The sequence below is a fragment of the Sphingobacterium sp. UBA7625 genome, from assembly GCF_002484085.1.
GTDB classification, from domain to species: domain Bacteria; phylum Bacteroidota; class Bacteroidia; order Sphingobacteriales; family Sphingobacteriaceae; genus Sphingobacterium; species Sphingobacterium athyrii.
On sequence record NZ_DLJD01000009.1, the window covers coordinates 81,384 to 92,013 of the forward strand.

18 protein-coding genes and 1 pseudogene are annotated in these 10,630 nt (G+C 39.3%); 2 read left to right on the forward strand and 17 right to left on the reverse strand.

Annotation, left to right across the window (positions count from 1 at the left end):
* Window positions 1-34: 34 nt before the first annotated feature.
* The 15 genes and pseudogenes from rpsH to rplC all read right to left on the reverse strand — a co-directional run bounded on the left by rpsH (window position 35) and on the right by rplC (window position 6,967).
* Window positions 35-436: a 30S ribosomal protein S8 gene (gene rpsH / locus B4G94_RS04020; RefSeq protein ID WP_223584601.1), complete on the reverse strand. Its 402-nt coding sequence runs from the start codon at window positions 434-436 to the stop codon at window positions 35-37.
* A gap of 133 nt (window positions 437-569) precedes the next feature.
* Window positions 570-839: a 30S ribosomal protein S14 gene (rpsN, locus tag B4G94_RS04025; RefSeq protein WP_028071569.1), complete on the reverse strand. Its 270-nt coding sequence runs from the start codon at window positions 837-839 to the stop codon at window positions 570-572.
* Complete coding sequence (gene rplE, locus B4G94_RS04030) at window positions 832-1,401, reverse strand: 50S ribosomal protein L5 (protein WP_046674875.1); 570 nt, start codon at window positions 1,399-1,401, stop codon at window positions 832-834. The genes rpsN and rplE overlap by 8 nt, the downstream gene beginning before the upstream one ends.
* Complete coding sequence (gene rplX / locus B4G94_RS04035) at window positions 1,401-1,748, reverse strand: 50S ribosomal protein L24 (RefSeq protein ID WP_104385211.1); 348 nt, start codon at window positions 1,746-1,748, stop codon at window positions 1,401-1,403. The genes rplE and rplX overlap by 1 nt, the downstream gene beginning before the upstream one ends.
* A gap of 2 nt (window positions 1,749-1,750) precedes the next feature.
* A complete protein-coding gene (gene rplN / locus B4G94_RS04040; RefSeq protein ID WP_104385212.1) occupies window positions 1,751-2,119 on the reverse strand; it encodes a 50S ribosomal protein L14 in 369 nt (122 codons plus the stop codon).
* 1 nt (window position 2,120) lies between these two features.
* Window positions 2,121-2,375, reverse strand: coding sequence for a 30S ribosomal protein S17 (rpsQ, locus tag B4G94_RS04045; RefSeq protein ID WP_028071573.1), 255 nt, complete (start codon window positions 2,373-2,375; stop codon window positions 2,121-2,123).
* A gap of 14 nt (window positions 2,376-2,389) precedes the next feature.
* Window positions 2,390-2,608: a 50S ribosomal protein L29 gene (gene rpmC, locus B4G94_RS04050; protein WP_108636200.1), complete on the reverse strand. Its 219-nt coding sequence runs from the start codon at window positions 2,606-2,608 to the stop codon at window positions 2,390-2,392.
* A gap of 92 nt (window positions 2,609-2,700) precedes the next feature.
* Window positions 2,701-3,123, reverse strand: a complete 423-nt coding sequence (gene rplP, locus B4G94_RS04055) for a 50S ribosomal protein L16 (protein WP_046674870.1) — start codon at window positions 3,121-3,123, stop codon at window positions 2,701-2,703.
* A gap of 62 nt (window positions 3,124-3,185) precedes the next feature.
* Entirely contained in the window at window positions 3,186-3,977 is a 792-nt protein-coding gene (gene rpsC / locus B4G94_RS04060) for a 30S ribosomal protein S3 (RefSeq protein ID WP_108636201.1), read from the reverse strand.
* Window positions 3,978-3,988: 11 nt separating this feature from the next.
* Window positions 3,989-4,423 (reverse strand): 50S ribosomal protein L22, encoded by a 435-nt coding sequence (rplV, locus tag B4G94_RS04065; protein WP_077438121.1) that lies wholly within the window; start codon window positions 4,421-4,423, stop codon window positions 3,989-3,991.
* Between the two features lie 6 nt (window positions 4,424-4,429).
* Window positions 4,430-4,696, reverse strand: a complete 267-nt coding sequence (gene rpsS, locus B4G94_RS04070) for a 30S ribosomal protein S19 (protein ID WP_002997495.1) — start codon at window positions 4,694-4,696, stop codon at window positions 4,430-4,432.
* Window positions 4,696-5,416: pseudogene (gene rplB, locus B4G94_RS04075) on the reverse strand (50S ribosomal protein L2). The gene rpsS and the pseudogene rplB overlap by 1 nt, the downstream one beginning before the upstream one ends.
* A gap of 6 nt (window positions 5,417-5,422) precedes the next feature.
* On the reverse strand, window positions 5,423-5,713 hold the full coding sequence (gene rplW, locus B4G94_RS04080; RefSeq protein ID WP_077438123.1) for a 50S ribosomal protein L23: 291 nt from the start codon (window positions 5,711-5,713) through the stop codon (window positions 5,423-5,425).
* A gap of 1 nt (window position 5,714) precedes the next feature.
* Window positions 5,715-6,344 (reverse strand): 50S ribosomal protein L4, encoded by a 630-nt coding sequence (gene rplD, locus B4G94_RS04085; protein WP_108636203.1) that lies wholly within the window; start codon window positions 6,342-6,344, stop codon window positions 5,715-5,717.
* A gap of 5 nt (window positions 6,345-6,349) precedes the next feature.
* A complete protein-coding gene (gene rplC / locus B4G94_RS04090; protein ID WP_077438124.1) occupies window positions 6,350-6,967 on the reverse strand; it encodes a 50S ribosomal protein L3 in 618 nt (205 codons plus the stop codon).
* 341 nt (window positions 6,968-7,308) lie between these two features.
* On the opposite strand from rplC, the gene B4G94_RS04095 reads away from it, so the two are divergent.
* A complete protein-coding gene (locus B4G94_RS04095; RefSeq protein ID WP_108636204.1) occupies window positions 7,309-7,779 on the forward strand; it encodes a DinB family protein in 471 nt (156 codons plus the stop codon).
* Between the two features lie 216 nt (window positions 7,780-7,995).
* Here B4G94_RS04095 and B4G94_RS04100 read toward each other — a convergent pair whose 3' ends face one another.
* Both B4G94_RS04100 and B4G94_RS04105 read right to left on the reverse strand, forming a co-directional pair.
* A complete protein-coding gene (locus B4G94_RS04100) occupies window positions 7,996-8,949 on the reverse strand; it encodes a helix-turn-helix transcriptional regulator (protein WP_165305499.1) in 954 nt (317 codons plus the stop codon).
* Between the two features lie 67 nt (window positions 8,950-9,016).
* On the reverse strand, window positions 9,017-9,268 hold the full coding sequence (locus B4G94_RS04105) for a DUF2750 domain-containing protein (protein ID WP_286857287.1): 252 nt from the start codon (window positions 9,266-9,268) through the stop codon (window positions 9,017-9,019).
* A gap of 286 nt (window positions 9,269-9,554) precedes the next feature.
* Here B4G94_RS04105 and B4G94_RS04110 point away from each other — a divergent pair, with 286 nt between their 5' ends.
* Window positions 9,555-10,526 (forward strand): helix-turn-helix domain-containing protein, encoded by a 972-nt coding sequence (locus B4G94_RS04110; RefSeq protein ID WP_286857283.1) that lies wholly within the window; start codon window positions 9,555-9,557, stop codon window positions 10,524-10,526.
* The last annotated feature ends 104 nt before the right edge of the window (window positions 10,527-10,630 follow it).

Below are 10,630 nucleotides of genomic sequence, written 5' to 3' on the forward strand. Positions count from 1 at the left end.
CAATTCTTGACATTTCTTTGTGTTTTTACCTAGATTAATAAACGTAACATAAAACTTCACCACCAACATTTTGAAGTCTAGCTTCTTTATCTGTCATAACACCTTTCGATGTTGACAAGATAGCAATACCTAAACCATTCAAAACACGAGGCATAGTATCAACGCTTGCATACTTTCTTAAACCAGGTTTACTCACACGTGTCAACGTACGAATAGCCGGAATTTTGCTAATTGGATTATATTTCAATGCGATTTTGATCGTACCCTGTACGCCATTCTCATCGAATTTGTAATTAGCAATGTAACCTTTGTCAAAAAGAACTTTAGTGATCTCTTTTTTTAGGTTCGATGCAGGAATTTCAACAACCCTGTGGTTGGCCTTGATGGCATTCCTTACTCGTGTAAGGTAATCCGCAATTGGATCTGTAGTCATTATATATGAAATTTGCGACAGCGGTTTCCCTCCCAACCATTGGTATGAGACCTGCTATCTGTTAAACAATTTTAAATGCAAAAACCCGGCAATCCTAAGTAGAATTGCCCGGGCAAAATTAAGTATTTTTTTTTAATTACCAAGAAGCTTTTTTCACCCCTGGGATCTTGCCATCCAAAGCCATCTCACGGAAAGTTACACGGGAGATACCGAATTGACGCATATATCCTTTAGGACGGCCAGTCAATTTACAACGGTTGTGTAAACGTACCGGAGAAGCATTTTTAGGTAATTTATCTAATGCAACGTAATCGCCAGCAGCTTTTAATTCTGCACGTTTTGCCGCATATTTAGCTACCAATTTAGCGCGTTTTACTTCGCGTGCTTTTAATCCTTCTTTAGCCATTGTTATTAGTATTTTGATTTTTAAATGGTAAACCGAATTGTTTCAACAATTCTAAAGCTTCAACATCATTTTGAGCAGAAGTCACAAAAGTGATATCCATACCTTGGATCTTGTTGATTTTATCAATGTTGATCTCAGGGAAAATGATTTGTTCAGTGATACCTAAGTTATAGTTACCACGTCCGTCAAAACCTTTATCGTTGATACCGCGGAAGTCACGAATACGTGGAAGCGATACTGCTACCAAACGATCCAAGAATTCGAACATGTTGTTGTCACGTAAAGTAACACGTGCCCCTACAGGCATACCTTTACGTAATTTAAAGTTTGAAATATCTTTTTTCGATTTTGTAGCAACGGCTTGTTGACCTGTGATTAAAGTCAATTCAGCGATAGCGTTATCGATTAATTTTTTGTCAGCTGTTGCAGCTCCTACGCCTTGTGAAACAACGATTTTCTCAAGTTTAGGAACCTGCATAATACTTTTATACTGAAATTTTTCTTGAAGTGCTTTACGGATTTCCTCCGCATATTTCACTTTTAATCTTGGTACGTAAGTCATTATTTAATTTCCTCCCCTGATTTTTTAGCGTAACGAACTAATTTACCATCTGCATTTAACTTACGGCCTACACGGGTAGTTTCACCTGTTTTAGGATCGATAACAGCTAAATTAGAGATGTGAATACCAGCTTCTTTCTCAATGATACCACCATTAGGATTAGCTGCACTTGGTTTAGTGTGTTTTTTTACGATGTTAGCGCCTTCAACGATAGCTCTATTTTTATCCACTAAAACAGTTAATACTTTTCCTTGAACACCTTTAGAGTTACCAGCGATAACTTTCACTAAATCACCTTTTTTAATTTTGATTTTGTGCGTAGTCGTTTTTGTTTTCTTGATTGCCATAATTATAAAACCTCCGGTGCTAGTGATACAATTTTCATGAACTGTTTCTCACGCAATTCTCTGGCAACAGGGCCAAAGATACGTGAGCCACGTGGCTCATCATTATTATTTAATAATACAGCGGCGTTGTCATCAAAACGGATATAAGAACCATCTTTACGACGGATTTCTTTTTTCGTTCTAACGACTACTGCTTTAGAAACGGAACCTTTTTTCACGTTTCCTGAAGGCATAGCGCTTTTCACCGATACAACAATCTTATCTCCGATTGATGCATAACGCTTACGCGTACCGCCCAATACACGGATTACTAAAACTTCTTTAGCACCGCTATTGTCAGCTACATTAAGTCTTGATTCTTGTTGTACCATGTTATTTAGCTCTTTCTATAATTTCAACTAATCTCCAGTTTTTTGTTTTACTCAGCGGACGAGTTTCCATAATTAATACCGTGTCGCCGATACCGCAGGTATTAGTTTCGTCATGAGCTTTAAATTTAGTAGTTTTTTTAACGAACTTACCATAGATAGGGTGTTTTACTTTACGTTCAACAGCCACTACAATAGACTTGTCCATTTTGTTGCTAACTACTAAGCCGATTCTTGTTTTTCTTAAATTTCTTTCCATTTCGACTTTAAATTTTACGCCTCAGAGGCTGTTTCGTTTTTAGCTGCAGCTTTGCGTGCACTGATTTCTGTGCTGATACGAGCGATAGCTCTGCGTGCTGCCTTGATCACGTTAGGGTTCTCAATAGCTGAAACAGCATGTGCAAATTTCAATTTCGTAAGGGCTGTTTTCTCCTCTACAAGACGAGCTGCTAAGTCCTCATTAGATAATTCTAAAATTTCTGAATTTTTCATGTTTTTTCAGTTGTTATTTGGGTTATCATCCGTTTATATGTAGCGTTAGGAGTAACGGCCCTAACGCTTAAATGATGACATTACCAAGATTTTTATGCTTCAACGTAGTCTCTACGAATCACAAACTTAGTTTGAACCGGAAGTTTTTGAGCTGCAAGGCGTAAAGCTTCTTTGGCAATTTCCAAAGGCACACCTTCTGCTTCAAATAACATACGGCCTGGGCGTACTACTGCTACCCAGTATTCTGGAGCACCCTTACCTTTACCCATACGTACCTCTGCAGGTTTTTTCGTAACAGGTTTGTCAGGGAAAATACGAATCCAAACTTGACCTTCACGTTTCATATAACGTGTAACCGCAATACGAGCTGCCTCGATTTGACGACTAGTGATCCATGCTTGCTCCATTGTTTTGATACCGAAAGAACCGAAAGCTAACTCCGCTCCACGAGAAGCGTTACCTTTCATGCGGCCTTTCTGCATCTTTCTGAACTTCGTTCTTTTTGGCTGTAACATGTTCGTATACTTTTTAAATCTGCTTCTTCAGCAGGTTTTTGTTGTAATCTAAATAAACTCTATTAATCTTTTTTCGGACCACGGTTATTTCCACCACGGTTGTTTCCACCACGGCTGTTTCCACCGCGACCACCTTTGTTACGGTTGTCACGACGTTCGCCACCACCTTCGTGGTTGCCACGTGATTTTACACCAGATGCTTGACCAATGTTTGGAGATAAGTCACGTTTACCGTAAACCTCACCTTTACAGATCCAAACTTTGATACCGATTTTACCGTATGTAGTCAATGCTTCAGCTAAAGCGTAGTCGATATCAGCACGCAATGTGTGTAAAGGAGTTCTTCCTTCTTTGTATTGTTCAGTACGTGCCATTTCAGCACCACCTAAACGACCAGAACACATGATTTTGATACCTTCTGCACCCATACGCATGGTAGAAGCGATTGAAGTTTTCATTGCACGACGGAATGAAATACGCGCCTCTAATTGCTTAGCGACACCTTCAGCTACTAACTTAGCATCTAACTCAGGGCGTTTGATCTCGAAAATATTGATTTGAACATCCTTTTTAGTCAGTTTTTTCAACTCTTCTTTGATCTTGTCAACTTCTTGACCACCTTTTCCGATAACGATACCTGGACGAGCAGTGTGAATTGTAACAGTGATACGTTTTAAAGTTCTTTCGATAACAACTTTAGCTACACCACCTTTTGCAATACGAACAGAAAGATATTTTCTGATTTTTTCGTCTTCAACTAATTTATCGGAATAGTTTTTACCTCCGAACCAGTTAGAATCCCAACCTTTGATGATTCCTAATCTGCTACCTATTGGATTTGCTTTTTGTCCCATTTCTCAATAAATTAGTTTTGTTCAACGTTTAATTTGCTATCAACTACCAACGTAACGTGATTTGAACGTTTACGAACTCTGTATCCGCGACCTTGAGGAGCTGGGCGCAATCTTTTCAATTGACGACCGCCACCTACTGATACTTCTTTTACAATAAGTTCGCTTTCTTCCACTGATTTACCTTCGTTTTTGGCTTCCCAGTTTTTGATTGCAGATAATAATAATTTTTCTACACGAGCAGCAGCTTCTTTACTAGAGTGTTTCAAAATGTATAATGCATTTTCAACACGCTGGCCACGAATTAAGTCTACCACTAAACGCATCTTACGAGGCGAAGTAGGGCAGTTCAATAATTTGGCATCCGAAGCTCCACCTTGTTGAGCTTTCTCTTGCTCTTTGCGTTGTCTAATTAAGACAGACTTTTTAAGTTTTTTTGTTGCTTCCATTACCTATTATTTTTTCTTTTCTGCGTGGCCTCTGAATGTACGCGTAGGCGCGAATTCACCAAGCTTGTGACCTACCATATTTTCTGTTACATAAACAGGGATAAATTTATTCCCGTTGTGCACTGCGAAGGTATGGCCAACAAAATCAGGTGAAATCATTGATCTACGAGACCATGTTTTGATAACTGACTTTTTGTTAGTTTCATTCATAGAAAGAACTTTTCTTTCTAAGTTGTGATCGATATAAGGACCTTTTTTAATTGAACGAGCCATTATTTTTTCCTTCTCTCAATGATGTAACGATTCGATGTTTTCTTCTTGTAACGTGTTTTGAAGCCTTTAGCTAATACACCTGTACGTGAGCGTGGGTGACCTCCTGAAGTACGGCCTTCACCACCACCCATTGGGTGATCTACTGGGTTCATCGCAACACCACGAACTCTTGGACGACGACCTAACCAACGTTTGCGACCTGCTTTACCTAACACTTGGTTAGATCTCTCATGGTTCGATACCGAACCAATTGTAGCAACACAAGTCAATAAGATCATACGTGTTTCGCCTGAAGGCAATTTGATGATGGCATATTTACCATCACGAGCAGACAATTGAGCATAAGTACCAGCCGAACGAGCAATTGAACCACCTTGACCAGGATTTAATTCAATGTTGTGGATGATAGAACCCAATGGAATGTTTGCTAATGGTAATGTATTACCAACTTCTGGGGCAACTTTATCACCTGCNNATAGTAGCTACTTTTGCAGGGATATCTTTTTTATCGCGTTTGAAATCAATTAATCGGTATACTTTTTTATGTCCCCCACCGAGATAACGCATAGTCATTTTACCGGAGTTATTACGACCACCTGATTTCTTGTTGATTTTTACTACTAACGATTTTTCAGGAACGTTTGTAGTAATATCAGAATAATCTGCGCCTATTCTGAAACGAGTACCAGGGGTTACCGGTTTGAATCTTTTAACTGCCATCTTAAATTATATAGTACTGTAAAAGTCAATAGTTTCGCCATCTTTAATAGTAATGATAGCTTTTTTATACTTAGGAGCTCTACCAGATACGAAACCTGCTTTTGTGTAACGGCTTTTTGCTTTACCTGCTACAACTGCAGTGTTTACAGCAAGAACTGTAACACCGAACATAGCTTCAACAGCTGATTTAATCTGGATTTTGTTTGCTCTGTGATCTACTTTGAAAGCGTAACGGTTTAATTTTTCCGTTAAGATAGAAGCTTTCTCAGTCAAGATAGGTTTTTTGATAATTTCCATATTACTTAGCTAATGCTTCCTCCAAAGTTTTAACAGCATCTGTTGTTAACAATAATTTTGTTGCATTTAATACATCGTATGTATTTAAATCAGAAGCAACAATAACTTTTGCTTTTTTCAAATTTCTGCTTGATTTATAAACAATTTCATCGTAAGCTGGCAATACCAACAATGTTTTCTCATCAGCTACGTTCAACGCATTTATTAAAGCAACATAATTTTTAGTTTTGATAGCATCGAATTTCACTTCATCCAATACCACAATATTATTATCTTTTGCTTTGTAAGACAACGCTGATTTACGTGCTACTTGTTTCAATTTTTTGTTCAACTTGAACGAGTAGTCACGAGGTTGAGGACCGAATACACGACCACCACCATTAAACAATGGAGATTTGATAGAACCCGCACGAGCACCACCAGTACCTTTTTGTTTGTGTAATTTACGAGTTGAACCCGCGATTTCATTACGTTGTTTAGATTTGTGAGTTCCTTGGCGTTGGTTCGCTAAGTATTGTTTCACATCCAAATAGATCGCATGATCGTTAGGCTCTAACCCAAATACCGACTCAGGAAGTTGCACCTTGGCACCTGTTTCTTTACCTGATAAATTTAAAACTTTAACTTCCATCTCTACTATTTGTCTACGATTACATAAGAACCTTTAGCTCCTGGAATGGAACCACTAACAACGATAAGGTTTTGCTCAGCGTAAACTTTCAACACCTGTAAGTTTTGAACTTTAACTCTGTCACCACCTGTACGACCAGCCATGCGCATACCTTTAAATACGCGTGAAGGCCATGATGAAGCACCTAATGAACCTGGAGCACGTAGTCTGTTGTGCTGACCGTGAGTCGCACCACCTACACCACCAAATCCATGACGTTTCATTACACCTTGGAAACCTTTACCTTTTGAAGTACCGACTACATCTACGAATTCGCCTTCCTCGAAAAGTGTAACGTCAACTACGTCACCAAGTTGTTTTGCATCTGGGAAAGTTTTAAACTCTACCAACTTACGCTTAGGCGTTGTGTTTGCTTTCGCAAAGTGCCCTTTCAAAGGAGCTGTCGTGTTTTTCTCCTTAGCTTCATCGAAACCAAGTTGAATTGCCGAGTAGCCGTCCTTTTCTTCCGTACGTATCTGCGTAACCACGCACGGCCCAGCCTGAATCACTGTACAAGGAATATTCTTTCCTTCAGCGTTAAACAGGCTTGTCATTCCTACTTTTTTTCCAATAATACCTGACATGTTGTAAATTAATTAATTAAAAGTCCTTCGAAGCAGTAGGGCTTCGCTCAAGACACACTATTCCCATTAAGGGACTGCAAAGTTACAAACATTTTTATAACTGTCAAATAATTAGTGAATTATTTTTTTTATTTTCTAATTTCCTCCCTACTCCGATTTTATTCACCCGATCAGACAACTCACAACACTCCGCACAATTCATTCACCAAAAAAATAAAAAAACAAGATTTCATTTACTCTACTGCCATACAGCTGTCATTTATCCGGCTAATTTTGAACTGTCTTAATAACGGAAGACAATTCATCCAGATTAAAATTTAAACACTTAAAATACGATAATCATGAAAACAGAAATCATTTCCAAGAACGAACTGCTTGCACATTGGTTAGGCCACAGAAATTTAACAAGACAAACGATCGAAAAATTTCCGGAAGAAGCACTTTTCAATTATAAAGTAGAAGGCATGCGGACATTTGCCGAAATGATCCAGGAGCTTTTGGGTATTGCCGTTCCAGGGTTACAGGAAATTGTCAATAATAAAAGCGGCGAACTTAATGAGAAGTTTAACTATACGACCAAAGCTCAACTATTACAGGCCTGGGATGAGGCTACTCCACAGATCAGTGCATTATTCGACAAGATTCCAACAGAACGTTTCTCCGAAGAATTTAACCTGTTCGGACAATACAATTCGCCGATCATCCACAGTATATTCTATTTCATCGATAATGAGATCCACCACCGTGGTCAAGGATTTGTCTATTTACGCTTGTTGGGTATCCAACCTCCATTTTTCTGGGAGCGGGATTAACTTGTTAGATGAGAGATATTAGATTTGAGATGGTAGATTCTAGTATTACTAGTCGAAGACGCTCTATATAATATTGGAGACCTGCCACATTATTATCACTGACATCTTAAAATCTATATTTTATAAAAATACTTGTTCGGGTTCTACTCAGATACCGGACAAGTATTTTTTTTAGTAATCTCTCGACGGGGAACCTCAAGCTCCCCTAAGTTCAGATTAAACCTGTTCGAGTGCTGCCGCCAGCAATTGCTTTACAGTTCCTTTTAGCGATTCCGGCTCTATAATCTTTCCTTTATCGGCAAACATCATGTACCAGCGTGCAAATCCACTCTCAACATGGATGCTTTCAAAGTGCATTTCAACATAACTGTCAGTAACCACTTCCTTTTGAAATCCAAAGTAATGGCGATCCCATTCCATATACCTCGCCATCTCTCTGTTCACCTGCACTACCACTTTGGTTGTTGGCGTCTCGTGCCGTTTATTCAGAAAAAAAGAAAGTTCGGGGTGTTCTTTTCCAAAACTATCAGCGAGCTTCCGGATATTGCTGATCCGGTCCAGGCGAAATTGCCGGTAATCATTGCGGAGTTTACAAAAAGCAAGGACATACCAAAACTTACTTTCCACGAAAATACCCACTGCTTCAATCTCCCGTTTTTCCGGTGTCTTGTCTGACGGTTTGGAATAATAAATTTCCACACATTTTTTTTCCGCTATACTTTCTATAAGTGTATTTGTGCCATGGGTCAATTTCTCATTAAACTGATGGCGGCCACCTCGAACGAGAAAATTGTCACCCAACAAAGCAACATGTTCCTTTTCGTTCCCTCTCAAAATAGCCTTCATCTTGAGCATAGCTGTCGTAAAATGGTGGGCGAGATTCCTGTCTGTATACTTCTCAACCAATTTTTCAGCAGCGACAAAACTCAGGGCCTCCTCGCGGCTAAATTGCAGGGGCGGCATTTTATACCCTTCGACCAAGGAATAGCCATTTCCTGCTTCGCCATAAATAGGTATTCCTGCCTGCATGAGGGAGCGGATATCGCGATAGATCGTCCGCAGGCTTACTTCGTATTTTTCTGCCAGCGCAGCGGCAGTCACCACAGGTTTTGCCTGCAGGTGCATATAAATAGCAAGGATACGGTCAAATCTTTTCTGAATGTCGGTCATAGGGATAAAGATACGAGTTATTCATTTTTTTCCGACGTAGAAAAACACTTTCAAAAGCACGTGATGCTTAATACTTTTCCAATTCATCACTTATATCCCGAGCAAATTCCTTTACATTGACCACGAACCCAGCCTTTGAATCGACGGAAAATACATTAATTAAATAATTATGGTGTTCAATCAAATCTATCACGTCCTCCTCAAATTCATCTAAAGTAATTTCTTTGGGCGAATAATCTGACCATTCTTTGACTGCTGACAATAATGCGTATTCTGGGAATGGCCAAAAACGAGTAAAGAAGAATTCGCTAAAGAAGATGAATTTCTATTACGCAACTGGAGTTATTACGGACTGATTGAAAAAATCAGATATAAAGCGAATATGGCAGGGATCAATATCATCGTTGAATAGCAGCTACCTGACGGCAGAGCTGGTTGATACAGATAAATAGCTTTGCCGTTTTTTCCTTTAGTCCTTTTGTATTCCATTTGCCATTCCTGTTTACACTGTCCTTTAAAAATAAAATAATCTTTGAACAGCATTAAGTTGCTTACATCGAAATACTTTTGTATCTTAACGATACTAACCAATTTTTCGAAAAAGTATGCTGATCAACAAGAGCATAAACCTTAAATATCCGTACCATTTAGCACAACGCCATACTGCTCCCAAAGGACTGTACTTTAATTTTCTGACGGCGGAAGATCCTATTCTTTGTACTAAAGATCAGTATATCGCCAGTAAAAAAATAGGTAGCCATACTTTTTTGGAAATAGCCGGAACTTTTGAAGAAGACTGGAATTTTAATATCTGCAATAGCCAGACTGCGCTCTGGCTGGCTTTCCAATTTCATGGTTCTTCTTCCATAAAAGGCTTTAATCAATCCACTCTAGTCCATCAGCAATATTTGGGCTACTTTAATACGGATCAAGAAATCAGCTATCAGATAAAATCCGGTAAAGTCGCTATGATCCTGATCGGAGTTGAAATAGAAGATTCCAGCTCCTTAGCACTGGAATGGAATACGCTGCATCTGGACAGGCTACAGGTAACACAGGTATTAGCCACGGAAAAGATTGGCTACCGCATCAGAAAAGTGCTCGACCTTATCCAACAGACCAAATCCTCGGCCTATTCATTAAGCGTCAGACTACAATTTTATACAAGCAATATCATTGAGCTTTATCACAGGGATCTGACCGAACAGCGCAAATCGGCTCAACAAGAGGACATCTCGCTCCTCCATCGGGCAAAGGCCTATATCTATGCGCATTATATGGATGAGGGAATCAACATTCAGTGTATTGCAGCCGCCCTGCTTACAAGTGAGCGAACATTATACCGAGTATTTAAAGATAACGGATTAACCGTAAATTCGGCCATTCAGGCCATACGGATCTATAAAGGCCGGGAAATGCTCCGAACCTCCAACGATTCCGTTGATATGATCGCTTTCAGATTACAGTTTTCGACGGCCAAATATTTTATTAAAACTTATATCCATTATTTCGGACACACACCTGTCGTAGAACGGAAGCTCCACAATGCAAAATATAACTTTGACGATGAAGATTAGCGCTTTCCCCTAAGGGGGACAAACTCTTCCCTTAAGGGATTTCAAAAAATTCCTAGGGGATTTTACTTTCCTCTCAGGGGGATAAACTTTTCCCTTAAGGGATT

Bases quoted from the DNA above. Each gene is read 5' to 3' on its own strand.
- rplN (WP_104385212.1), bottom strand. From the start codon at position 2,119: ATGGTACAACAAGAATCAAGACTTAATGTAGCTGACAATAGCGGTGCT.
- rplC (WP_077438124.1), bottom strand. From the start codon at position 6,967: ATGTCAGGTATTATTGGAAAAAAAGTAGGAATGACAAGCCTGTTTAAC.
- rplE (WP_046674875.1), bottom strand. From the start codon at position 1,401: ATGACTTACGTACCAAGATTAAAAGTGAAATATGCGGAGGAAATCCGT.
- rpmC (WP_108636200.1), bottom strand. From the start codon at position 2,608: ATGAAAAATTCAGAAATTTTAGAATTATCTAATGAGGACTTAGCAGCT.
- rpsS (WP_002997495.1), bottom strand. From the start codon at position 4,696: ATGGCTCGTTCAATTAAAAAAGGTCCTTATATCGATCACAACTTAGAA.
- B4G94_RS04095 (WP_108636204.1), top strand. From the start codon at position 7,309: ATGAAAACAGAAATCATTTCCAAGAACGAACTGCTTGCACATTGGTTA.
- rpsC (WP_108636201.1), bottom strand. From the start codon at position 3,977: ATGGGACAAAAAGCAAATCCAATAGGTAGCAGATTAGGAATCATCAAA.
- B4G94_RS04100 (WP_165305499.1), bottom strand. From the start codon at position 8,949: ATGACCGACATTCAGAAAAGATTTGACCGTATCCTTGCTATTTATATG.
- rplP (WP_046674870.1), bottom strand. From the start codon at position 3,123: ATGTTACAGCCAAAAAGAACGAAGTTCAGAAAGATGCAGAAAGGCCGC.
- rpsN (WP_028071569.1), bottom strand. From the start codon at position 839: ATGGCTAAAGAAGGATTAAAAGCACGCGAAGTAAAACGCGCTAAATTG.
- rpsQ (WP_028071573.1), bottom strand. From the start codon at position 2,375: ATGGAAAGAAATTTAAGAAAAACAAGAATCGGCTTAGTAGTTAGCAAC.
- rplD (WP_108636203.1), bottom strand. From the start codon at position 6,344: ATGGAAGTTAAAGTTTTAAATTTATCAGGTAAAGAAACAGGTGCCAAG.
- rplV (WP_077438121.1), bottom strand. From the start codon at position 4,423: ATGGAAGCAACAAAAAAACTTAAAAAGTCTGTCTTAATTAGACAACGC.
- rplW (WP_077438123.1), bottom strand. From the start codon at position 5,713: ATGGAAATTATCAAAAAACCTATCTTGACTGAGAAAGCTTCTATCTTA.
- rplX (WP_104385211.1), bottom strand. From the start codon at position 1,748: ATGGCAATCAAGAAAACAAAAACGACTACGCACAAAATCAAAATTAAA.
- B4G94_RS04110 (WP_286857283.1), top strand. From the start codon at position 9,555: ATGCTGATCAACAAGAGCATAAACCTTAAATATCCGTACCATTTAGCA.